A 22009-nucleotide genomic window follows, 5' to 3' on the forward strand; every position below is an offset into this window, starting at 1 on the left:
AACCCATCAGGAAGGTTGCCGATATTCACACCGCAGCTTTGGGTTAAATAATCTTGTCACCTACGCCATCCGGTTATAAACCTTCGGATTACTTCTTTCAGACCTAGGTATCATACCATAAACAAAATTTTACTTGATTTTAGCCCATGAAAAAAGGCTTACTTATCCTTGCTCTTTTCTGCTTAACCCTTGCCGCTAAGGCCCAAACGGCATCGAAAACAGGTAGTTTAGCCGACATCAGTTTCATTGAAGGGCACTGGCAGGGCACCTTCAACGGTGGGCCAATTGAAGCGACCTGGATGGCTCCAGCAGGTAACAATGCCGCCGGATTTATCCGAATGATGAAAGACAGCAAAGTCACCATGTATGAAATCCTGGTTTATGAGCAAACCGAACAAGGGCCCGTCTCGATGGTGAAACACTTTAAACCCGGTCTAATCGGGCAGGAAGAAAAAGACAAGTCGGATCGGTACCGGTTTATCTCCGCCGAAAAAGACCGGGCGCTGTTCGAAAAAGAAGACGGCTCCATTCGTATTATCTACGAAAAACGCGGCAAGGACCAGCTAGCGATCCAGCGGGGTCAACAGAAAGAAGGCCAGTGGTCATTCAGCGATCTGTTTGTCTTCAACCGCGTTCGATAGCCCCCCGTTACGTCGGCCAGTACGAAGCAAACGGTTTCTGGACTACGTATCGCGTGGGTAGTCGGTTTGCTCAGGCCGATACGTTTAGCCTAAGAACGTAACCAGTTATACGTTAGAATAACGCCGTAAGTAAATACGATATGCGCTACAAACAGGCTCAATAAATATGGCTTCAACTGTATGGCGGGGGGCTTGGGATGCATCGCAAAAAAGCTGAACCAGGACACGATGGCGACCAACCCGCTTCCGACGCCAAACCAGATTCCCGATTGGATATCGGGTCGGCCAATATGCAGCGACCAGAGAAGATAATAGGCTAAGGCAAAGGCAATACCGATGGTATAATGCGCCAGAATGCCCACCGCAATCGCTCGCTTACTATCCGAGAGCTTTCCATCGGGCGACGTCTCAAACGTTAGCATCGTACCTAAAATCTTGGTTACTTTCATGACTCGTTCGGTAAAGAAGGTCATGATATACATGAACAGCGTCATCAGGGCTGTTCCGGCTATACCGGCAATAATGATCTCTAAGAACTTCATAGCCTGCGTATTCAAGGTTGGTGGTTAGTAGGGAGCAATGCAGTATAAACTAAATTTAGCGCGAATCGCTACAATCTGTTCGTCTATGGCACCTTACACAATCCCCGCACAGACCCGTATTGGTCACGTTCACCTCAAAGTAGCCGATCTGGATCGCGCGCTGGCTTTCTACTGCGATTTGCTGGGTTTTTCCCTGATAACCACCTACGGAAAAGAGGCTGCGTTCATTTCGGCGGGCGGGTATCATCACCACATTGGCCTCAATACGTGGTACAGCAAAAACGCCCCACCCGCGCCGGTTCACAGCGCAGGCCTGTTTCACACCGCTATTCTTTATCCGACACGACGCGACCTGGCCGTCGCGTTTCAACGGTTGATTGACGCCAAATACCCCATTACGGGCGCTTCTGACCATGGCGTATCGGAAGCTTTGTACCTGAATGATCCAGATCAAAACGGGGTAGAACTGTATTGGGATCGTCCGATGGATCAGTGGCCACACAAACCCGACGGGTCTATTGAGATGTATACGCACCGACTGGACCTGAACGACCTGCTTACAGAGTTGACTAAGTAAGAGTAGGGTAAAGAAGCGTTTCCCCTGTTCTCCTTGCCGCAGGTAGATTTACCTCAGCGATAACCGCCCCTCCTACTCTGAAGCCTTTTCGACCAAAAGTCTATCAGGGCTTTTGATTTATGACGCATTGGTTACCCCAGGCTCCACAAAATCTTACCTTATTTGCTGGTAGTAGTCGATTTGCTCGTTAACTCAATACAAAGCCTGGTGTTACGTTCAGTTGTCGGCTATTTGCAGAGAATTTAGCTATATTACCCATGCTTTCCTGCTTTCGTTTTATTTTTGCTTAAAAACCTACAATCTTACATGGAGACGCAATCAACCACCACTTCATATCCATGGCGACGCTTTTACCCGAAAGAAGTGCCGTATGAAATAAACGCCGATGCTTATCCGTCACTCGCTGCAATGATGGAGGAGGGTTTTCAGAAGTTTGCTGACCGACCTGCTTACGCGTGCATGGGTAAGCAACTGACCTTTGCCGAAATCGATAAGCTGTCGCAGCAGTTTGCCTCCTTCCTACAAAACGACTTAGGCTTAAAAAAAGGCGATCGGCTGGCTATTCAGATGCCAAATACGTTGCAATATCCTGTAGCTATGTTTGGAGCTTTACGGGCCGGGCTGGTGGTTGTCAATACAAATCCGCTGTATACTCCCCGCGAAATGCAGCATCAGTTCAAAGATTCAGGCGCAACGGCTATCGTTATCCTGTCCAATTTCGCCAGTAACCTGGAAAAGATTCTGGATAAGACGGATATTAAGCACGTAGTGGTTACGCAACTGGGCGATTTGCTGGGTTTCCCCAAGAAGCAGATTGTCAATGCAGTCGTCAAATACGTGAAGAAGCTGGTGCCTGCCTACAACCTACCGGGTGCTATCTCCTTTAACGATGCCTTAAGCCGGGGTAGTCGGCAACCCTTCCGGCCCGTCGCTATTAAAAATACAGACATGGCCTTTATTCAGTACACGGGTGGGACAACCGGTGTATCGAAAGGCGCAATGCTGACGCACCGCAATATCATCTCCAACGTAGAGTGCCAGCATTACTGGATGAAGCCGGGCGGTATTCCCGACGGCGAAGGAACAATTGTAGCCGCTTTACCTTTATACCACGTTTACGCCCTGACGACCAACGCGCTGGCCGCCCTGAGAAGCGGTTCAATGAACCTGCTGATTACGAACCCCCGTGATCTGAATGCGTTTATCGACGATCTAAAAAAGTATAAGATTACGGCCTTCACTGGAGTCAATACGCTGTACAACGGCTTGCTTAACCACGCACGTATTGGCGAAGTCGATTTTAGTCATCTGAAAGTAACGTCGGCCGGTGGCATGGCGTTGCAAACAGCGGTTGCTGAACGCTGGGCAAAATTAACCGGTAATACCCCCTGCGAAGGGTACGGGCTTACGGAAACCTCCCCGGTTCTTTGCTCTAACCCCGTCGACGGAACGGTGCGAGTGGGTTCCATTGGTATCCCCTGGCCAAGCACCGAAATGAAAATCATTCATGATGATGGTACCGATGCCGAAGTTGGCGACCCCGGCGAAATCGTGGCGCGCGGCCCTCAGGTCTTCCTAGGTTACTACAACCGCCCCGACGAAACCGCCAAATCCATGATCGGCGACTGGTTCAAAACGGGCGACGTGGGCGTAATGAACGAAGATGGCTTCTTCAAGATCGTTGACCGGAAAAAAGACATGATTCTGGTGTCGGGCTTCAACGTGTACCCAAACGAGATCGAAGACGTAGTAGCCCAGTGCCCCGGCGTAATGGAAGTAGCCTGCATTGGCGTTCCCGACGAAAAATCGACGGAAGTGGTGAAGATATTCGTCGTCAAAAAAGACCAGGGCTTAACCGAAGACTCGATCAAAGCGTACTGCCGGGAAAACCTGACTCCCTACAAAGTCCCCCGCATTATCGAATTCCGGAACGAGCTGCCTAAGTCGAACGTAGGTAAAATTCTCCGCCGACCGCTGCGAGACGAAGAAATGGCAAAACTGAAAAAATAAGCCTTAACGAACCGAAGCCCCGAACTATCTCTAGTTCGGGGCTTCGGCTTTAGCGACAGGATTAGTTAAGTCAGGCAACGAGTTGCTCCATTGAAGGCACTTCGTCGATCGTTGACAACTCCTGCTGAAATCCCTTCACCTGTTTGATAAACCGGCTTGCCTTCCGGCGGGATACCTCGACCCGGTCGCCGTTCAACAGGCTGACAGTCAATTGCTGCTGGTCGGGATGAATACCCTTCAGGTAAAGCAGGTTTATAATGTTTTTCTTGTGAGGCCGCACGAACACTTTGGCGGAAAGGCGGCTTTCCATCTTTTTCAGCGTGAGCGAAACCATAAGCTGGCTGCCGTCGTCGAAATGGAATACAGTGTAGTTTCCTTCGCCTTCCAGCCGTACAATACGATGCATGGGCATCTTCTTACGGTATCCCCAAAAAGGAAGTGTGAGGTCAGGCATAGCAAATTGGTCGGCAATTTGCTCCACGCGGGCATTCGTTAAGGGCTTGGCCAATAATAGAGCCTTCATAAACTGGACATTTTGAGGTGTGAATAGATAATCTGTGCTCTACAAGAATAAGATTATTCATCTATCTTCATAGGTCAACAGTAGCAAGTTTACACAAAATTCAGAATCAAGCCGTTAGATAACGTTATTTTTTTTAATGACTAATTTCAATTAGCCACTCAAATGCCCTAAAGCTAGCGTTTTGAGGCCTTCGACTTGTACATAAATATTGCTTAACGAACTTATTGAAGCGCTTTAGCCTTTGACGCTAAACGGACTAGTACTCTTTTACCAGCATGGCAACCCTGCTCGATTTAGTCGGCAACACTCCTTTAGTTGAATTAAACCAACTTAATCCCAATCCCAACGTAACGCTTTACGGCAAACTTGAAGGCAACAACCCCGGTGGCAGTGTAAAAGACCGCGCTGCTGCCAGCATGATTCAGGGCGCTTTGGAACGGGGCGAAATCAAACCCGGTACTACACTCATCGAAGCCACCAGCGGTAACACCGGCATTGCGCTCGCCATGATCGCCCGGCTGTACGACATCCCAATCGAGTTGGTCATGCCCGAAAATGCAACGCGCGAACGAGTGCTAACCATGGAAGCGTTCGGGGCCAAAGTCATCCTGACCGAAACCATCGAAAGCGCCCGCGATTATGCCGACGCTCAGGTGCAGAAAGGCGGGTATCTGATGTTAAATCAGTTTGCGAACCCCGATAATTACGGAGCGCACTACCGCACAACAGGTCCCGAAATCTGGCGTGACACCAACGGGCAGGTTACGCACTTTGTCTCGTCGATGGGCACTACAGGTACCATCATGGGTACGTCGCGGTATTTGAAAGAGCAGAATCCGAACGTGCAGATTGTGGGTTGCCAGCCAACGGATGGCTCCTCCATTCCCGGTATTCGGAAGTGGCCGATCGAATATCTTCCCAAGATTTTCGAGCCTGAACGCGTAGATCGTGTCATGGAAGTTTCCGAACAGGATGCTGTACTGATGACGCGCAAACTCGCAAACAGAGAAGGCGTTTTTGCGGGTATGAGCAGTGGCGGAGCGGTTCATGCAGCCGTGCAGCTTGCCCAGGAACTCGAATCGGGCGTGATCGTCTGCATCATCTGCGATCGGGGCGACCGGTATTTATCGTCGGAATTATTCGGTTAACTAGCTTTCCGAACAAACCCTGGCTACGACGGTACGTCTGCTACCTTTTACAGATTCACCCCGAACATAGCCGTGTTTTGGGTACCTTTGTGGCATGTATAAGCGTATTATTCTACCGCTATTATTCCGTTTTGACGCCGAAACGATTCACCATTTTGTGACATCGCTGCTCAAGCTGGCGTTCGCCATTCCGGGTATCTCGGCCATTTGTAGAAAACTCTACCTTGTAGAAGATCGCCGTTTAGAACGTACTGTTTTCGGTCTGACTTTTCCGAATCCGATTGGCATGGCGGCTGGGTTCGACAAAAATGCCGAACTGGTTAGTGAGTTGAGCGACCTGGGGTTCGGCTTCGTTGAGATTGGTACCGTTACCCCTCGCCCGCAGCCGGGAAACCCGCGCCCACGCCTGTTTCGTCTGAAAGCGGATGGCGGTCTCATTAATCGTATGGGGTTCAATAACAAAGGCGTTGGTCCAGCCGCGGGTCGCCTGCGTGATTTTGCGAAAAACAAAGGCCAGCGAACGGTTATCATCGGCGGTAACATCGGTAAGAACAAAGACACGCCCAACGAAAACGCGCTCGATGACTATCTGATCAGCTTTCGGGAGTTGTTCGATGCCGTCGACTATTTTGTGGTTAATGTGAGTTCTCCCAATACGCCGGGTTTGCGGGATCTTCAGGAGCGGGAGCCACTCACCCGCCTTTTAACCGCCCTGCAAACCGAGAACCACCGTCAGGTAACGCCCAAACCAATTTTACTAAAAATTGCACCTGACCTGACGAATGGTCAGTTAGACGACATCATCGCCATTGTGGGTGAAACAGGCATTGCCGGTGTCATTGCCACCAACACAACCATTAGCCGGGCTAACCTCGTCACGGATTCGGCCGCTGTTGAGCAGATGGGTGCCGGGGGCGTTAGTGGCCGTCCGCTGCGGGAACGAGCCACCGAAGTGATTCGGTATTTACACCAGCAGTCGGGTGGTGCGTTTCCGATTATTGGCGTGGGCGGTATCTTTTCGGCCGAAGACGCCCTCGAAAAGATTCAAGCCGGTGCCAGTCTGGTTCAGGTCTACACGAGCTTTATTTACGAAGGTCCAGTTCTGGCCAAACGTATCAATCAGGCGCTGTTACGCGATATAGCGACCAGGGCGCTCCCCACAAATTCGCCAACAGATTTTGGCTTTAGGGCGGTTGGTTAAGGTTGTTCAGTAATTCCATGCGTTTGTTCGCGGTTTTTCGTTAAAAAATGGGAAATTTACCCCTGCCGCTACAGCTTCATCTCAACGCATGGCTCAACCAACCACATCACCCCGCCAGAATACACTCCGACGCCCTACCGAACGTAACGAACCGCGACAGCCCCGGCCGAATCGGAACAGCGCAACCGGCGGTCGGCCACGAACTCCTTCGTTCAACTGGGGAGCTGCGCTCGATCGATGGCTTACCGATCAGCGCTCAACGCTTACTTTAGGTGTGTTGCTCATGGGGCTAGCGATTGGATTGCTCGTCGCCTTTGCCTCGTACCTGATCAATGGAGCAGCCGATCAGAGCGTAGTAGATTCAGCCTTTTCGGAACCGCTGGCCGAGTCGGGGACTGAAACCCGCAACTGGGTAGGTCTGGTTGGTGCGTATGTAGCGCACGTATTTGTTTTCCGCTGGTTTGGTGTAGGTGCCCTGGCTTTACCAATCATTGTGTTTCTGGCTGGTTTCAAGCTAACGTTTGGGCACGAACTGCTGCCACTGAGCCGAACAACCACGGCGTTGCTGTTTACCGCCGTCTGGACCAGTCTCATGCTGGGCTACATTGTGCTCGTTACCAACTCCGCCGAAACCGCCAGTGTCTGGTGCGGAGGCATTGGTTATGAGCTTAATGTGGCGATGTATAGTCTATTTGGCTGGGGGAATCTGGCCTTTATCGCTTTCCTGCTGTTCTTTTTTATCGTCTATTTCTTTGACGTCAGGAGCCTGCGCATGCCGAGTTTCTCAACCGCCACCCGGCCCCGTTATGAAGTTCGCACTGGCGATGCTCTGCAGACATACGAAGAAACAGATGAAGCCGAGGAGACGGCCGAGTCACCCGAAATGGAACCAGCCGTTCCCCGCAATCAATTTATTACGCCTACCCCGGCCGCTGAATTAGAAGACGAGGAGACGACGGATATCGCGAATCTACCTACTGATCCGGTAGAAAAGCCGTTTCCAGAGATCATTGCCCAGACAACCGGCGTTACGTTAACGATCAAGAACCGCGAACCGCTGTCCGACCCTTCGGCTGATGAAGAGCTTAGCGCTACGCCCGCGCCTACGTTTGAGCCCGACCCGTTTGAAGACGACGATCTGGTGGCTATTCATGGGTTGTACGACCCTACGCTCGACTTACCCCAGTATCTGTACCCCACAAACGAGCTGCTGACGGATTACCCAAACACCCGCAAGGCACAGGTATCGGACGATGAACTGACGGCCAATAAAGAAAAGATCGAGAACACGTTACGTAATTTCGGTATCGAGATCGACTCTATTCAGGCGTCGATTGGCCCAACCGTTACGTTGTATGAGATTGTTCCGGCCAAGGGGGTCCGTATTTCCAAGATTAAAAGCCTTGAAGATGACATTGCGCTGAGTCTGGCCGCTCTTGGCATCCGGATTATCGCGCCGATGCCCGGCATGGGTACCATCGGTATCGAAGTACCCAACAAGAACCGCGAGATGGTGTCGATGCGCTCGGTGATTACGAGTGACGTTTTCTCGAACAGCAAATTCGATTTGCCGATTGTGCTGGGCAAGACGATTTCCAATGAGATCTACGTAGCTGATCTGGCGAAGATGCCCCACCTGCTCATGGCCGGAGCTACCGGACAGGGTAAATCCGTAGGCTTGAACGTACTGCTGACTTCGCTGATCTACAAGAAACACCCGTCCCAATTGAAGCTGGTGCTGGTCGACCCGAAAAAGGTGGAACTGACTCTCTTCAATAAGCTGGAGCGGCATTTCCTGGCCAAGCTACCCGACTCCGAAGAACCGATCATTACCGATACGAAGAAGGTCGTGAATACGCTCAATTCGCTTTGTATCGAAATGGATAACCGGTATAACCTGCTCAAGGACGCTGGTTGCCGAAACATCAAGGAATACAACGCGAAGTTTGTAAAACGTCGGCTCAATCCCGAAAAAGGGCACCGGTTCCTGCCTTATATCGTCTTGATCATTGACGAGTTGGCCGACTTGATGATGACGGCCGGTAAAGAGGTCGAGCAGCCCATTGCCCGGCTGGCTCAGTTAGCGCGGGCCATTGGTATTCATCTGGTTGTGGCTACGCAACGGCCTTCGGTGAACGTAATTACGGGTCTGATCAAAGCTAACTTCCCGGCACGGTTGTCGTTCAAGGTAACCTCGAAAATTGACTCCCGGACCATTCTGGATGCGGGCGGGGCCGAACAGCTTGTTGGCATGGGCGACATGCTACTGTCTTCAAATTCCGACATTATCCGCCTACAGTGTCCTTTTGTTGATACCAACGAAATTGAAGAGCTTTGTGAGTTTGTCGGCAATCAGCGGGGATACGACGACGCGTATGCCCTGCCCGAATTTGTTGGCGATGATGGTGGCCAGGGTGAAGATAAGGATGTAGACCTCGACAACCGTGACCCGATGTTCGACGAAGCGGCCCGCCTGATCGTGATTCATCAGCAAGGCAGCACATCGCTAATTCAGCGTAAGTTGAAACTCGGTTATAACCGCGCCGGGCGGCTCATCGACCAGTTGGAAGCGGCCAAAATCGTCGGTGCGTTCGAGGGCAGCAAAGCCCGCGACGTACTGGTTTCGGATCTACAGGTGCTGGAGGAGATGCTCAAACGATTAAAAGGTGAGTAATCCAACCCGGACTTTCATCCAGTTAAACTTTTGTCTTCACATTTCAGTCTAACTACTAGACAAATCGCTTGACGAATAAGCGAATCAGACAGCTTTAGTTTACGAGTAACCCATAAAATAATGAGAAAATTAGCGTGGATGCTGAGCCTGGCAATGATCATGACCGTACCTGCCGTGGCCCAGAAAGATAAACGCGCCCAGACTATTCTGGATGCGATGAGCAAGAAATATAAAGCCTTAAAATCCTATCAGGCCAGCTTCACCTACGCCAGCGTAGGCGGAGGAGCTAAAGATTCGTACAAAGGTGATTTGACGGTAAAAGACAATAAATTTCGGTTGTTGTTAGGCGGTCAGGAAGTATTTACGGACGGTAAAACGATGTCGACCTACATCAAAGAATCGAATGAGGTGAACGTTCAGGACTACGATGCCAACGCCAACGGCGAGCTGAATCCAACCCAGATCTACACCATTTACAAGCGCGGATTTGATTACCGGTTCCTGAAAGAACAGAAGCAGGGAGGTCGCACGCTCGAAGTGATTGAGTTAACCCCGAACCGGCCGAAAAGCCCGATCGCGACCGTTCAGATCTCGGTTGACAAAGCCGATAAATCGGTTCGAAACTGGCAGATTGTGAATAAAGATGGGAAACGGACGTCGTATACCATTACCAAGTTTACGCCCAACGTTACGGTACCTGATACGTATTTCGTCTTCGACAAATCGAAATATCCCGGCGTTGAGGTCGTAGACCTTCGGTAAATGTTAATCGCTCAGGGCTGTGCATGAACGGGATAAAAACTTTTTTCTCACTCATGCACAGCCCTGTTTATTTATACTTTTCCGCCGAAAGCCAGATCGCCTGCGTCGCCGAGGCCGGGCACAATATAGTAGTGATCGTTCAGATAGTCATCGATAGCGCCTAACCAAAGGTGGCACTGTGGTAATCGCTGCTGAACGTGCTTAACTCCCTCGGGGCTGGCAATGGCCGCTGCAATATGCGTTTGGGCCGGAATTCCGTAACGTAACAGCGCATGATACACTTTTTCGAGCGAACGGCCCGTGGCTAACATCGGATCGCATAAGATCAGCGTTTTGCCACTCAGGTCCGGACTAACCACGTAGTCCATTTCGACGGTAAACTCGTCGCCTTCACCCGGTACGTACCCCCGGTATGCGCCGGCAAATGCGTTTTCGGCCCGGTCGAAATAGTTAATAAATCCTTGATGAAAAGGCAGGCCCGCGCGCATAATTGTGGCTAAAACGGGCTGTTGACGAAGAACTTGCGTGTTGGACGTACCTAACGGCGTCGAGACCGATACGTTATGATATGGCAACGTCTTGGAGATTTCATACGCCATGATTTCACCGATTCGCTCCAGATTCCGGCGGAACCGCAACGGGTCTTTCTGGAGAGAAACATCACGAAGTTCGGCGATAAATTGGTTGGCCAACGAGGGTTGCTGCGTAAAAACGAACATGAGTTGAAACGGTCTTCGGCTGTAAATTACCCGCACGGTTGGCGTATATCCAAACCAATTGTCTAATTTAACCGACTCATACGACCACCCGGTCGCCTTATGGAGCACCTTAGGGCCAACACCCGCAGACTTACATGCGTACCAACGTTTATCTTTTTTGCCTTCTTTTTTTTTCGATATCCGCTCGGGCACAAAGCCCATTTGTGCCGCTTAACGCCGATTATTACCACATTATCGATCGGTTCGAAATCCGCCAGAATCGCTGGGCAGACGGTTTTCACAGCTCCGTCAAGCCCTACAATCGCCAGAGCATTATTCAGCTAACCGATAGCCTGGCCGCTAATCCTCAGCGCGAACTCTCGGATACGGATTATTTCAACTACGATTACCTCCGGGACGATAGCTGGGAATGGGTGAAGCCGCAGGATTCGCTGCGGGTAGATCCGTTGCTGCGCCGGGTAACGTCGTCCGGAGCACCCGGCGATAGCCCCAAGCCATTTCTAAAGCATTTTTACCACAAGAAAGCCGACTTTTATAGCTTACAAACGGCGGATTTCGACTTGCACGTCAATCCGGTGCTGAACCTCGGCTTCGGTGTGGAAAACGTATCGCAACGTACTGAGTCCCCAACCCACGGGTTCGAGCAGCTATTTGTGAACACCAGAGGTATTGAAATTCGGGGCACCATCGCCAATAAGCTGGGCTTCTATTCATTCTTTTCGGATAACCAGGCGATTTATCCGACCTACATCCAGCAATACGGTCAGATTTACAGCCGCAACGCAGGTATTGAACCAGCCGCGCCGGGCGAAGGGTTTATCAAACCGTTTCGGACAAACGGCGTCGACTTTTTGTCGGCGCGGGGATACATTACGTTCAATACGTTAAAAATTATCAACGTACAGTTTGGCCACGATCGCAACTTTTTCGGTAACGGCTTCCGTTCGCTGCTATTGTCCGATAACAGTGCGCCCTATCTGTTCCTGAAGCTCTCCACTCGTTTAGGCCGTCGTATTCAGTACACGAATCTGTTTACGTCGCTGCAGAACACGCAGGCTCCGTTACCGAATGGCGACAAGCTTATTCCACCCAAGTTTGCGGCCATGCACCACATCAGCATCAACGTAAACGACCACATCAACGTCGGTTTGTTCGAAGCGGAAGTATTCAGCCGCGATCGGCTCGACCTCAGCTATCTGAACCCGATTATCCTGTACCGTTACGTTGAGTCCGGCCTGGGCAGCGCTGACAATGCTATGATCGGCATTGACTTCAAGGCCAATTTCCTGTCGCATTTTCTGGTTTACAGCCAGTTTATGCTCGATGAGTTCCGGCTTCAGCAGCTCGTAGGCGGCAAAGGCGACTGGACAAACAAGTTTGCGGTGCAGGTCGGTGGCAAATACATCGACGCCTTTGATGTTCCCAACCTGGATTTGCAGGTCGAAATGAACCTGGCTAGGCCGTATACGTACTCGCACGAAGCTTCGCGAACGGTAAGCTCAGGCCAAACTAACTACGCCCATTACAGTCAGCCACTGGCTCATCCGCTCGGGGCTAACTTCCTCGAAGGATTAGGTATTGTTCGGTATCAGCGAAACAAGCTGTCGGCAAACGGCATTTTCGGAATCATGATGTACGGCGCTGACCCAGCCGAGGACATCAACTACGGCGGTAATATTCTGAAAGATTATAACACGAAGTTCCGCGACGAAGGCAATTTCATTGGTCAGGGCCGTAAAACGGTCGTTACCTACGCTGATCTCCGAGCGTCTTACATGATCCGTCACAACATATTTCTGGATGCCCGGTACATGTACCGATTCCAGGACAGCCAGTACCGACCCAACAGTTACACCAATCAGGTAGCCAGCTTTGCCCTCCGCTGGAACCTACCCTACCGAAATTGGGTATTCTAAACGGATAACGGAGTTATTTACGGCTAACGTTATCTAGTTTAAGCGAAATGGTAAAACTTTGCAGAATTAAACCTGCTGAACGTATTAAATGCTCGACCTCATCCGTCAGGAACTGACTGAAGCCCAGTCCGTTCTGGATACATTTCTCAACAATCCGAATCACCTCAACGCAATTGCGCAGGCCGCTGAACTCATGGCCGATGCGCTGAAAGCTGGGCGTAAGATCATTTCCTGCGGCAATGGCGGCTCCCACTGCGATGCCATGCACTTCGCCGAGGAGCTGTCTGGCCGTTACCGCGACGAACGTCGGTCGCTGGCAGCCATTGCTATTTCTGACGTTAGCCACCTTTCCTGCGTCAGTAATGACTACGGGTACGAACACGTGTTTTCGCGCTTCGTCGAAGGCTTAGGTAACGAAGGCGATGTATTGCTCGGCCTGAGCACGAGCGGTAACTCAGCAAACGTAATCCGGGCCGTAGAAGCCGCCCGCCAAAAGGGAATGAAAGTCGTTCTGCTCACGGGTAAAGATGGAGGCAAACTCGCCAATCAGGCCGACGTTGAAATACGGGTACCCCACTTCGGCTACGCTGACCGTATTCAGGAAATTCACATCAAAGTGATTCACCTCTTCATCCTGCTCATCGAAAAACAGGTTATCTAAACCGCACGGGCCGCCCGTGCGGTTTAGAATTGCTTCAGGTACGATACCTTACCGATGATGTGCTGCTCCTGCTGGCGGTCGGTGATCCGTAACGAACCAGCGTAACTGCCGTGATTATACACGATGTACAGAAACGACAGGGGCTGAAACTCCCAGGATAACCGCATGTTCCAGACGTTTTTGTCGGTGTAGGTATTCCGCTGGAAAAAGCCGATGAGTTGTACACGAGGGTTCATAGCCAGTCGACCCTCGACGCTGTAGAGCGCAACGGTTCCCGTATAGCTACCTACGTTCTGAAACCGGTTCAGTTCGCTACTTAGCGTAAACGAGGTATGCGGGATGGGGGCCAGAATCATGGACGCCCGACCGTAATGCAATTGCCCATCGTAGTACCGGCCGGTTTCCAGGAACGTATTAAATGATACGCGTTTGGAAGGGTCGGTGCCCAGTATGGCCGCGTAGCGAACGTAACGAAACTTACCAGACCGGATTGCTAGATCAAGCGGGCGGTAATCGCCGTCGTCCAGCCGCTGAAACACCGGATTAACGAACAGACCAAAGTTGCCCGCGTTCTGAAACGTAAACCAGACAGGATTCAGGTTCCACTGCGCTTCCTGCAAATACCCCGTCGATGCTTTGTGGTAGAGTTCAATAAACGCGCCTGGCTCAAAATTACGGACCCATTTGGGGATCCACTTCGGCCGGTTGACGAGGAATCCGCCAAACGAATGAGAGAATACGTCGGAGCGTGACACAAACCCCATCTCAGGGTTGAAGTCCCGGGTTACTAACGTCTGCGTCAGCCAGCCAACGAACTGATTGGACCGATAAAAGAACTGACTATATCCTGCCAGGCCCTGGCCATTCGCGTTCGACTGCGCCCCCGACTCATTGGCGTCGTTGGTAAACGAGCCAATTACCATCGCGTTATAGGATAATGATTGGCTAATGCGAAAAAAACCGTCTACAGCTACCGTAGCGTTCTGACGCCCGGCGGTACTGTCTGTCGCGTGCACATTCTTAAACGTCACAATGCCACCAATGCGGTTCTGTTTGCCTACATTCTCTACGTAACGCCCCACGGCAAAATCCGTAGTTGGACTACCCGGAATGCCGCGCTGACGGATAAACATGCCGCCGTAATTGCGCGCAACGGACCGGTACACGATCCGGGCACCTGCGTCGATGGGAACCGGAGAACTCGTGCCATCGGGTAGTTGCGCCAGCCCGATTGTCCGGCTAAAAAACGGCTGAATAACCATGCTACCACCTTCGCCAAAATCGTTACCCGCTAATCCGGCCCCGAACAGACTGGCATTTTCCAGAAAGAATCCCCGTCGTTCGGGAAACAGCACCGAGAACCGCTTCAGGTTGTTCACCTGCCGGTCTACGTCGGCCTGCGCGAAATCCGTATTCAGCGTCAGATCCAGCACCGTGTTCGGGTTGATCGCCCATTTCAAATCCCCACCAATTTTAAGTTTGGCGTCGCTGCTAGTCCCTACCTCCGTGCCGTTATACCGATCATCGGCGATAAGTACGTACGGCTGTACACGGATATTGGCTCGGGGCGGAGGAGGCTTAATACCCATGATCAGACCCGCATACTCCATACGTAATGCGGAAGGAAAAGCCCTCGGAAACGGGGACCAGGCCGACAGCTCATTGCTCGATCGGCGGTTCCGAAAAAAGTTGATGCCCCACGTTTGAACGGAATCGGTGGTTCGGGGGTAACGTAACGTTTGCCAGGGAATCTGCATTTCGGCAACCCAGCCCGAGTCCGTTCGGGTCGTGCGCACTTTCCACAGTCCATCCCAATCCGTGTCGTACAGCAAATCATCGAAAGAAAGCAGATCGCGCTGCGTAGCGTACGGATTTGTCAGAAACGCCATGGCGTTACGTTTATCGTGAAATCCGTCCACGGCCACCCCAAACAGATCATTTGCCTGTGGTGAAAAATCGCGTTTGAAATTTGGTGTTCGTAACGCCCGGCGGCCTGCGGAGTCCCGGTTGAAAGCCGCGATGTACAGAAACTGCCGGTTATAAAGCACCCGAACGTCAGTGTCAAACGTAGCTGGAGCGCCCTGTTTTGGGTCAACCTGAATGAATTGGCGAATTGGGGCTGTACGTTGCCAGCCGGCTTCGTCCAACCGCCCGTCAATCTTCAGCTTCTCGTTGATTTCAACGGCCCGGATCGTTCGCTGCTTTTTGGCCGGAGCGAAAATAACGGCTTCTCCTCCATTACCAGCCAACGGAACCAGCTCTTCGCGCAGCGTATCGGGCTGCACAACGTCGGACTCGGCGGTATTCGGAATAACCGTTGTTGTCTGCGCGGTTACCGCAACCGGAAAAAGAAACAGAAGAATAAGGTGGGATAAATTAAACTGCATACCGAATGAATCGAGACGGCAAAAATAAACGGACAAACTTGGTTAGCCGTTTATTTTTGGCCGAACGGTTACTTCCTCTGACAGAAAGCAAATTTGTTCGGCAAAGATCGTTCATCGACAGCGCCAGGCTCGTAATGCTTCATCGCCCTAACGTACCGTACAGGCTGCACTGGCAGGTTATGAAGAAGCGCGAACGGGCAATCTAGTAATCACCACCGGCCCCACCACCACCGAAGCTTCCGCCCCCGAAGCCGCCAAAATCACTCCCCCCACCACCACTCCAGCCGCCCCCACCGGAGCCTCCCCAGCCGGAATAAGTAGATGTCGGGAAGAATACTGGTGGGAAAAAGCCACCACCCCGGTTGCGGTTGTTCCCTCCCCCGCCGTTGCGCCGTGAAATGGCGAAGACGATGATAAAAACAATAAAGATGATGACAAGGAGCCCTATCCCCGCACCGCCTGACCCATCCTCGCTCGAATCGTCCTTGTATTCGCCACGAGCACGCTGGATAATCTCGGTAGTCGCGGCATCTAGCCCTTCGTAATAGCGCTCCTGCTTAAAGGCGGGCGCAATTGTGTTGCTGATAATTCGCTTGGCAATGGCGTCAGGAATGGCTCCTTCCAGTCCGTATCCGGTCGCGATGAATATTTTTCGGGTTTGGGTAGCCCAGGCCAGCACCAGACCGTTATTCTTACCTTTTTGGCCAACGCCCCATTTCCGGCCAACCTGAAACGCAAAGTCACCGATGGGATACGGCTCCGTTGTCCGGACAATAACAATCGTGATCTGGGTCGAGGTCGTATCGTTATAAGCCCGCAGCTTTTGTTCGAGTTGTGCCCGTTCGTTGCTGCCCAGTATACCCACAAAATCGTTTACGAGCCGGGGCGGATTTGGCCGGTTCGGAATAACGGAATCGGCGCTGCTTACCTGCGCCAGCAAACGTAGTGGCGCAGTAAGTAATAACACCAACAGCCCTACACGTAACGTTCGGGCGATATGATAAAGGGTGGGTACGTTCACGGATGTATCAGTCAAACGAAATTTCGTCAGAGAGTTCGTTGGCGTCGTCGCTGGCGTAAGGAAAATACTGTTTCAATTGCTGCCCGGCCCGTTCGATACCCCGACTTAACCCCTCGGCGTACTCCCCGGCCGCGAAATGGCGCCGAAGCAGGTCTTTTGTGCTTTCCCAAAAATCTTTGGGCACTTTTTCGTCAATCCCCTTGTCGCCCACTACGGCGAACTTCCGATCAGCATGAGCCAGATAAAACAAGACGCCGTTTTTCGCTTTAGTCTGATGCATACCCAGCCGCGCGAATACGTCAATGGCCCGTTGCACAGGGTCCTGATCTACGCAATGGGGCTCTACGTGCACCCGGATTTCGCCAGACGTTGCCTTTTCGGCTTCCTGAATGGCTTTAACGATACGTTGCTGATCGGCGGGGGTGAAGGGGCTGTTCATGGCTTGAGTTATTGTTACCTTCCGATGTTTTTACCCCTCCCAGCCTCCCCTCGTAGGGAAGCCGGAAGGGGTAAAACACTGTAAGGACAACGTAATAACAGTTAAAACTGAACCGTTGGTGCACTCTGAGCCGCCTGCGAGGCTTCGAAGAGCCCGCGACGCTGGAAGCCGAAGATACCGGCAAAGATATTGTTTGGGAACGAGCGTACCGATTGGTTATAACTTGTAGCCACACCGTTGAAGTCGTTACGCGCTACCGTAATCCGGTTTTCGGTCCCTTCCAGCTGTGCCTGTAGCTCTGAGAAGTTCTGAGTCGCCTTCAACTGCGGATAGCTTTCGGCAACCGCCAGCAACCGGGACAATGAGCCGCTCAACTGATCCTGTGCCGCCTGAAACTTCTGAATATTTTCCGGGGTCAACTGGTCGGCATTCAGATTTATACCTGTTGCCTTCGACCGGGCTTCTATAACGGCCTGTAAGGTACTTTTCTCAAAATTAGCAGCCCCTTGTACCGTCCGAACGAGGTTCGGGATCAGGTCAGCGCGACGCTGGTATTGGGTTTGAACGTTAGCCCAGGCGTTTTCAACAGAGGTATCCTTTTGAACTAGCCCGTTGTATGAACTACAGCCGTATACACCTAAAATAAGGAGAATAGCAACGACGATAATAGTGGTTCTTGACATGGTTGTGTTACCTGATTAGGTTAGTTATTGATTCAAATTTGACTAAAACTTCTTACTTGTCAACGCAAAACTACGTCAACGGTGTTTTTCGGCCTATGTCCATTTGTCTGGATTGATGACCGGTAATGGGTAATCCTGGCCCAAACTAACGCCAAATTGACTTTGTTCCTGGGCGGATAAGTTATACACCAAATGGACGCGATCGGCGGGCACATGGGCCAACTCCGGCAGCCAGTGTTTTACGTATTGGCCTGCTTCATCGTACCGGGAAGCCTGGCTGTAGATGTTGAAATACCGATTCTCGCGCGGATCGTTGCCGACGCCCGCTACGTAATTCCAATTTCCCCAGTTACTGCACGGGTCGTAATCGACCAGTAAACTCTCGAAGTAAGCCGCCCCCCAGGTCCAGTCGATTCCCAGATCTTTTACCAAAAAACTGGCCACATTCTGTCGGCCTCGATTCGACATAAACCCCGTTGCGTTCATCTCCCGCATGTTGGCGTCGATAAACGGAATGCCAGTTTTACCATTGGCCCACGTGGCAAATGCCTCCGGCTCACGACGCCACTTTCGGTTCAAATCATGCTTGATGCCGCTCGGCTTAAAAATTCGGGTGCCGTACCGTAACGCTATGAACCGGAAAAAGTCACGCCAGATCAGTTCGAAGATCAGCCAGTACGTCGATTCGTTCTTAACCCGTTCTTCTTCGTACCGTTTAATTTCCTGATAAATGAGCCGGGGCGACAAACAGCCAATGGCTAGCCAGGCCGAAAACTTGGACGAGTAGTCTTCGCCCAGCATCCCGTTACGTGTTTCCTTATACGTTTGCACAAGGTCTTTTTCCCAGATGTAGCGCTTCAGTCGGGCGAGAGCTACCGTTTCTCCTCCTTTAAAAGGCACCGCTGCGCGAACGTCGGCGGTTAGCTCCGGCGCAAAGTTGAACGAAGCCAGCGTAGGCATATAGCCCGGCTCTACAGACGTGGTTACGAAACGAAGCTGTTCGGGTAGGGCAATAGGTTCACGCACCTGCGCGTGTTTTTCGAGCAGGCTCCGGAATTGAGTGAACACATTGGGCAATCGTGAAATTTCGAACGGCAGATCCCGAACATGATACAGCGTAGCGCCCCAGAACAACTCCAGGTCAACGTTAATCGGCTTCAGGCGTTTGCTCAAATCCGATTCCACGTCGGTTTCTTCCTGAGTGACTTCTTTGCTGGCATAAATGGCCTCCGCTTCCATATCCTCTGCCAGTTGAGCCAGTATCGTAGCGGCATCGCCCGTTCGAATAATCAAATCAGCGCCTTTGTTACGTAACGACTGACGCAGGTCAGCAACGGCTTCGAGAAGAAAACTGGTTCGGAAAATACCCGTCTTTCGAAAGCCAAGCTGCGGCATTTCATCAAACCAGTGGGGGTCGAACACATATACGGGCAACACTTCATCCGCAGCCTCAAGCGCACGAGCAAGGGCTTCGTTGTCGTGCAATCGCAGATCATTCCGGAACCAGTATACAATTCGTTTAGGCATAAGAATCAAGCAGAGGTAGTCTATGAACCGCAGTTTATACGTTATAATCTGAACCTGATTTCAGCCGCATTGTTCGCAACGAAAGGTCGGCTACTTAACGGCTTTCGGATGTTACTGCTCGTTAAGCGCCCAGTTGTATTTTAGAAACGAGATGGCCGTACTGCTGCGAAGTTTGATGTTGGCGTATTGATTTACCCACTCCGAAACGGTTTTTCCGTTTCGGGTCCAATCGCCTTTGTACCAGTCGAAATACTTCGATAAACTGGCTCGTTGAAGCGTAATCGCGTTCTTGGTCGGATCGTTCAGAAAATCCCGTCCCTGCTCGTCGAGTTGGGCGATGAGTTTGTTACCCGTATAGGCTTCGTTTCGCAGGCGGGGGCTCGACCGGGATGCGTTCACCAGAGCAAAGTGAATTCTGGGCTCATTAAACTCCTTAAGCACGTTGCGCTCAATATGGTCAAGACTCATCGGCTTCCCGCCAATACTGAAAAACTTACTGGCCCCCGGCGTAGTGACGCGCGGAATTTTGATCCTGGACCCAATATCGTTGACACTGGCTACCGGATAGTGGTTCAAAATCAGCTGAAGCGTATAGGCATCGTAGGCGTTGATCCAGTACGCAATCTGATCGGGTCTGGACCACGTAGCGGTCGGCGAATTACGACTCAGGAGATCGAGGTACTGTTTCAGTACGTTCTCCTCACCCTTCAACCCCTTGTAATTGACCAAGCCCTTCTCGTTGACGTATTTCTTTAGCAAACGATCGAGGATACGATTGTCCGTGCGGTCTGTGGCAAGCGGTCTTTCTGGCTCCGATCGGGGCTCTGTAAACGCACACAAAGCAAGAATCACTAGTCCGATCAGCTTACTGAGTCCTTCTTTTCGCATGGCATAGCCCATTATTTTTTGTTTGTTTAGGGCAAACATACGTAACGTCTGAACAGGTTTACGGTTTGACAAGAACTGACTAAACGTAAAAACAGAGCATGAATCTTGACTTCTCTGGAAAAACAGCCCTTGTTGGCGGCAGTACACAAGGCATCGGCCGGGCTACGGCACAGGAGTTAGCACAATTGGGGGCAAACGTGGTTCTCCTTGCCCGAAATGAGGAAGCCCTGCAAACAACACTGGCTAGCCTGGACACCGCCAAAGGTCAGAAACACCACTACCTCGTTGCGGATTTCAGCCAGCCGGGTGCCGTACTAACGGCAGTCAATGAGCACCTGACTCAGTTTCCCGAAATCCACATCCTGATTAACAATACGGGCGGGCCAGCGGGTGGACCGCTGCTGGAGGCAAAGCCTGAAGAGTTCGTGCAAACGTTCCATAATCACCTGCTCATTAATCAGGTGTTGGTACAAGCAGTAGTTCCTGCCATGAAACAGGCCGGTTATGGGCGTATTGTCAACATCATATCCACGTCGGTGAAACAGCCCATTGTTGGCCTGGGCGTATCAAACACCATTCGCGGGGCAGTTGCCCAATGGGCGAAAACCTTATCTCTGGAAATAGCTCGGTTTGGAATCACGGTCAACAACGTATTACCCGGTTACACGCAAACTGCCCGACTTGAGGCCGTGTTGAGCATGCGGTCAAAATCATCAGGCAAATCGGAAGACGAAGTAGCGGACCAGATGAAACAGGAAATTCCGATGGGTCGGTTTGTAACGGCCGAGGAAGTGGCCGCGGCCGTTGCTTTCTTATGTTCTCCCGCAGCCGCGGCCATCAATGGCATCAACGTTCCCGTCGACGGCGGCAAAACGGGAAGCCTTTAAAGGAGTTATACAGTTAGCGGGTTAGAGCGTTGTACAGTTGGCTGTTGCTTCATGAACTATACAATTCTGTAACCCGCTAACTGTATAACTACGAGGCTAAACAAGGCTATTCTTAAACGCGTAGGCTACCATACCGGCCGTATTTTTTGTTCCGGTTTTTTCCAGAATACGCAGCCGGTGGCCTTCAACCGTTCGGGGGCTCAGGAAGATTTTCTCGCTGATCTCGTTGGTCGAAAGCCCTTCGCAGATGAGCGTAAGCACCTCTTTTTCGCGTTCCGACAAGAGGATTTTGCTATTGTAAAACGCATTGACCGGTTTCGCAACGGTGGTTTTGTTGGTCATTTTCCGAAGCATGGCTTTCGAAACGAATTCGTTGAGGTACACGCCTTCGTCCATCACCTTGCGAATGGCTTTCTCTACTTCGCCCGCTTCTGCATCCTTCAGGAGGTAACCACTGACTCCCTTTTCCAGCAGGTGCAGCACCATCCGATCTTCGTCGTGCATGGTGAGCACGACTATTTTAATGAGCGGATAATTCTCCCGCAAAAAATCGGCGGTGGCGGTCCCGTCCATCACCGGCATCTGCAGATCAAGCAGCACAACGTCGGGCATCCGACGGGGAATTTTATCGATAAGTTCCTGTCCGTTGCCGGCTTCCAGGATTAATTCGAAATCGTGAATTTGACCGAGTATCGTTGCCATCCCCACGCGAAACAAGGTGTGATCGTCGCAGAGGGCCAGTTTAATTTTTCGCATAGAGGAGGGTTATTAGGTGCCGACTCGTTGATGGGCGATACCGTCGG

At 51.5% G+C, this 22009-nt stretch carries 20 protein-coding genes; 10 read left to right on the forward strand and 10 right to left on the reverse strand.

Annotated elements, in window-relative coordinates; all coding sequences use genetic code 11:
* The first annotated feature begins 146 nt into the window (after positions 1-146).
* Entirely contained in the window at positions 147-641 is a 495-nt protein-coding gene (locus ACYVIY_RS18150) for a DUF6265 family protein (protein WP_460977806.1), read from the forward strand.
* A gap of 89 nt (positions 642-730) precedes the next feature.
* Here the strand turns inward: ACYVIY_RS18150 and ACYVIY_RS18155 are convergent, their stop codons facing one another.
* Complete coding sequence (locus ACYVIY_RS18155; RefSeq protein ID WP_460977807.1) at positions 731-1183, reverse strand: DUF6789 family protein; 453 nt, start codon at positions 1181-1183, stop codon at positions 731-733.
* 85 nt (positions 1184-1268) lie between these two features.
* On the opposite strand from ACYVIY_RS18155, the gene ACYVIY_RS18160 reads away from it, so the two are divergent.
* On the forward strand, positions 1269-1760 hold the full coding sequence (locus tag ACYVIY_RS18160) for a VOC family protein (RefSeq protein ID WP_460977808.1): 492 nt from the start codon (positions 1269-1271) through the stop codon (positions 1758-1760).
* 306 nt (positions 1761-2066) lie between these two features.
* The gene (locus ACYVIY_RS18165) at positions 2067-3770 is read left to right on the forward strand and encodes an AMP-binding protein (protein WP_460977809.1); all 1704 of its coding nucleotides are present in this window, start codon (positions 2067-2069) and stop codon (positions 3768-3770) included.
* Between the two features lie 70 nt (positions 3771-3840).
* On the opposite strand, the gene ACYVIY_RS18170 is transcribed toward ACYVIY_RS18165, so the two are convergent.
* Positions 3841-4293, reverse strand: a complete 453-nt coding sequence (locus ACYVIY_RS18170; RefSeq protein ID WP_460977810.1) for a LytR/AlgR family response regulator transcription factor — start codon at positions 4291-4293, stop codon at positions 3841-3843.
* Between the two features lie 275 nt (positions 4294-4568).
* Between ACYVIY_RS18170 and cysM the strand changes: the two genes are divergently transcribed.
* From cysM to ACYVIY_RS18190, 4 genes are all read left to right on the forward strand, one after another.
* Complete coding sequence (gene cysM, locus ACYVIY_RS18175) at positions 4569-5441, forward strand: cysteine synthase CysM (protein WP_460977811.1); 873 nt, start codon at positions 4569-4571, stop codon at positions 5439-5441.
* A gap of 94 nt (positions 5442-5535) precedes the next feature.
* Positions 5536-6642, forward strand: coding sequence for a quinone-dependent dihydroorotate dehydrogenase (locus ACYVIY_RS18180; protein WP_460977812.1), 1107 nt, complete (start codon positions 5536-5538; stop codon positions 6640-6642).
* Positions 6643-6730: 88 nt separating this feature from the next.
* Positions 6731-9316 (forward strand): FtsK/SpoIIIE family DNA translocase, encoded by a 2586-nt coding sequence (locus ACYVIY_RS18185; protein WP_460977813.1) that lies wholly within the window; start codon positions 6731-6733, stop codon positions 9314-9316.
* Positions 9317-9436: 120 nt separating this feature from the next.
* A complete protein-coding gene (locus ACYVIY_RS18190) occupies positions 9437-10078 on the forward strand; it encodes a LolA family protein (RefSeq protein WP_460977814.1) in 642 nt (213 codons plus the stop codon).
* Between the two features lie 71 nt (positions 10079-10149).
* Here ACYVIY_RS18190 and upp read toward each other — a convergent pair whose 3' ends face one another.
* Positions 10150-10797 carry a uracil phosphoribosyltransferase gene (gene upp / locus ACYVIY_RS18195; RefSeq protein ID WP_460977815.1) on the reverse strand — a complete coding sequence of 216 codons (648 nt, stop codon included), beginning with the start codon at positions 10795-10797 and terminating at the stop codon, positions 10150-10152.
* A gap of 134 nt (positions 10798-10931) precedes the next feature.
* Here upp and ACYVIY_RS18200 point away from each other — a divergent pair, with 134 nt between their 5' ends.
* Together ACYVIY_RS18200 and lpcA are read left to right on the forward strand one after the other, a co-directional pair.
* A complete protein-coding gene (locus ACYVIY_RS18200) occupies positions 10932-12713 on the forward strand; it encodes a hypothetical protein (RefSeq protein WP_460977816.1) in 1782 nt (593 codons plus the stop codon).
* 88 nt (positions 12714-12801) lie between these two features.
* On the forward strand, positions 12802-13374 hold the full coding sequence (lpcA, locus tag ACYVIY_RS18205) for a D-sedoheptulose 7-phosphate isomerase (protein WP_460977817.1): 573 nt from the start codon (positions 12802-12804) through the stop codon (positions 13372-13374).
* 23 nt (positions 13375-13397) lie between these two features.
* Here the strand turns inward: lpcA and ACYVIY_RS18210 are convergent, their stop codons facing one another.
* From ACYVIY_RS18210 to ACYVIY_RS18235, 6 genes are all read right to left on the reverse strand, one after another.
* Complete coding sequence (locus tag ACYVIY_RS18210) at positions 13398-15761, reverse strand: carbohydrate binding family 9 domain-containing protein (protein WP_460977818.1); 2364 nt, start codon at positions 15759-15761, stop codon at positions 13398-13400.
* Positions 15762-15963: 202 nt separating this feature from the next.
* Positions 15964-16797: a TPM domain-containing protein gene (locus ACYVIY_RS18215; RefSeq protein ID WP_460977819.1), complete on the reverse strand. Its 834-nt coding sequence runs from the start codon at positions 16795-16797 to the stop codon at positions 15964-15966.
* Positions 16790-17221 (reverse strand): TPM domain-containing protein, encoded by a 432-nt coding sequence (locus tag ACYVIY_RS18220; protein WP_460977820.1) that lies wholly within the window; start codon positions 17219-17221, stop codon positions 16790-16792. The genes ACYVIY_RS18215 and ACYVIY_RS18220 overlap by 8 nt, the downstream gene beginning before the upstream one ends.
* A gap of 101 nt (positions 17222-17322) precedes the next feature.
* On the reverse strand, positions 17323-17904 hold the full coding sequence (locus ACYVIY_RS18225) for a LemA family protein (RefSeq protein ID WP_460977821.1): 582 nt from the start codon (positions 17902-17904) through the stop codon (positions 17323-17325).
* Positions 17905-17997: 93 nt separating this feature from the next.
* Positions 17998-19431, reverse strand: a complete 1434-nt coding sequence (locus tag ACYVIY_RS18230) for a DASH family cryptochrome (protein ID WP_460977822.1) — start codon at positions 19429-19431, stop codon at positions 17998-18000.
* A gap of 111 nt (positions 19432-19542) precedes the next feature.
* Positions 19543-20358: a DUF547 domain-containing protein gene (locus tag ACYVIY_RS18235; RefSeq protein ID WP_460977823.1), complete on the reverse strand. Its 816-nt coding sequence runs from the start codon at positions 20356-20358 to the stop codon at positions 19543-19545.
* Between the two features lie 59 nt (positions 20359-20417).
* Between ACYVIY_RS18235 and ACYVIY_RS18240 the strand changes: the two genes are divergently transcribed.
* On the forward strand, positions 20418-21206 hold the full coding sequence (locus ACYVIY_RS18240; protein WP_460977824.1) for an SDR family oxidoreductase: 789 nt from the start codon (positions 20418-20420) through the stop codon (positions 21204-21206).
* Positions 21207-21302: 96 nt separating this feature from the next.
* Here the strand turns inward: ACYVIY_RS18240 and ACYVIY_RS18245 are convergent, their stop codons facing one another.
* On the reverse strand, positions 21303-21962 hold the full coding sequence (locus tag ACYVIY_RS18245) for a response regulator transcription factor (RefSeq protein WP_460977825.1): 660 nt from the start codon (positions 21960-21962) through the stop codon (positions 21303-21305).
* Between the last annotated feature and the right edge of the window lie 47 nt (positions 21963-22009).

It is taken from the genome of Spirosoma knui (assembly GCF_054780635.1).

Coding starts and splice junctions, on each gene's coding strand:
- ACYVIY_RS18155 (WP_460977807.1), bottom strand. CDS start 1,183: ATGAAGTTCTTAGAGATCATTATTGCCGGTATAGCCGGAACAGCCCTG.
- upp (WP_460977815.1), bottom strand. CDS start 10,797: ATGTTCGTTTTTACGCAGCAACCCTCGTTGGCCAACCAATTTATCGCC.
- ACYVIY_RS18200 (WP_460977816.1), top strand. CDS start 10,932: ATGCGTACCAACGTTTATCTTTTTTGCCTTCTTTTTTTTTCGATATCC.
- ACYVIY_RS18185 (WP_460977813.1), top strand. CDS start 6,731: ATGGCTCAACCAACCACATCACCCCGCCAGAATACACTCCGACGCCCT.
- lpcA (WP_460977817.1), top strand. CDS start 12,802: ATGCTCGACCTCATCCGTCAGGAACTGACTGAAGCCCAGTCCGTTCTG.
- ACYVIY_RS18190 (WP_460977814.1), top strand. CDS start 9,437: ATGAGAAAATTAGCGTGGATGCTGAGCCTGGCAATGATCATGACCGTA.
- ACYVIY_RS18230 (WP_460977822.1), bottom strand. CDS start 19,431: ATGCCTAAACGAATTGTATACTGGTTCCGGAATGATCTGCGATTGCAC.
- ACYVIY_RS18235 (WP_460977823.1), bottom strand. CDS start 20,358: ATGTTTGCCCTAAACAAACAAAAAATAATGGGCTATGCCATGCGAAAA.
- ACYVIY_RS18220 (WP_460977820.1), bottom strand. CDS start 17,221: ATGAACAGCCCCTTCACCCCCGCCGATCAGCAACGTATCGTTAAAGCC.
- ACYVIY_RS18225 (WP_460977821.1), bottom strand. CDS start 17,904: ATGTCAAGAACCACTATTATCGTCGTTGCTATTCTCCTTATTTTAGGT.
- ACYVIY_RS18165 (WP_460977809.1), top strand. CDS start 2,067: ATGGAGACGCAATCAACCACCACTTCATATCCATGGCGACGCTTTTAC.
- ACYVIY_RS18150 (WP_460977806.1), top strand. CDS start 147: ATGAAAAAAGGCTTACTTATCCTTGCTCTTTTCTGCTTAACCCTTGCC.
- cysM (WP_460977811.1), top strand. CDS start 4,569: ATGGCAACCCTGCTCGATTTAGTCGGCAACACTCCTTTAGTTGAATTA.
- ACYVIY_RS18160 (WP_460977808.1), top strand. CDS start 1,269: ATGGCACCTTACACAATCCCCGCACAGACCCGTATTGGTCACGTTCAC.
- ACYVIY_RS18170 (WP_460977810.1), bottom strand. CDS start 4,293: ATGAAGGCTCTATTATTGGCCAAGCCCTTAACGAATGCCCGCGTGGAG.
- ACYVIY_RS18240 (WP_460977824.1), top strand. CDS start 20,418: ATGAATCTTGACTTCTCTGGAAAAACAGCCCTTGTTGGCGGCAGTACA.
- ACYVIY_RS18180 (WP_460977812.1), top strand. CDS start 5,536: ATGTATAAGCGTATTATTCTACCGCTATTATTCCGTTTTGACGCCGAA.
- ACYVIY_RS18210 (WP_460977818.1), bottom strand. CDS start 15,761: ATGCAGTTTAATTTATCCCACCTTATTCTTCTGTTTCTTTTTCCGGTT.
- ACYVIY_RS18245 (WP_460977825.1), bottom strand. CDS start 21,962: ATGCGAAAAATTAAACTGGCCCTCTGCGACGATCACACCTTGTTTCGC.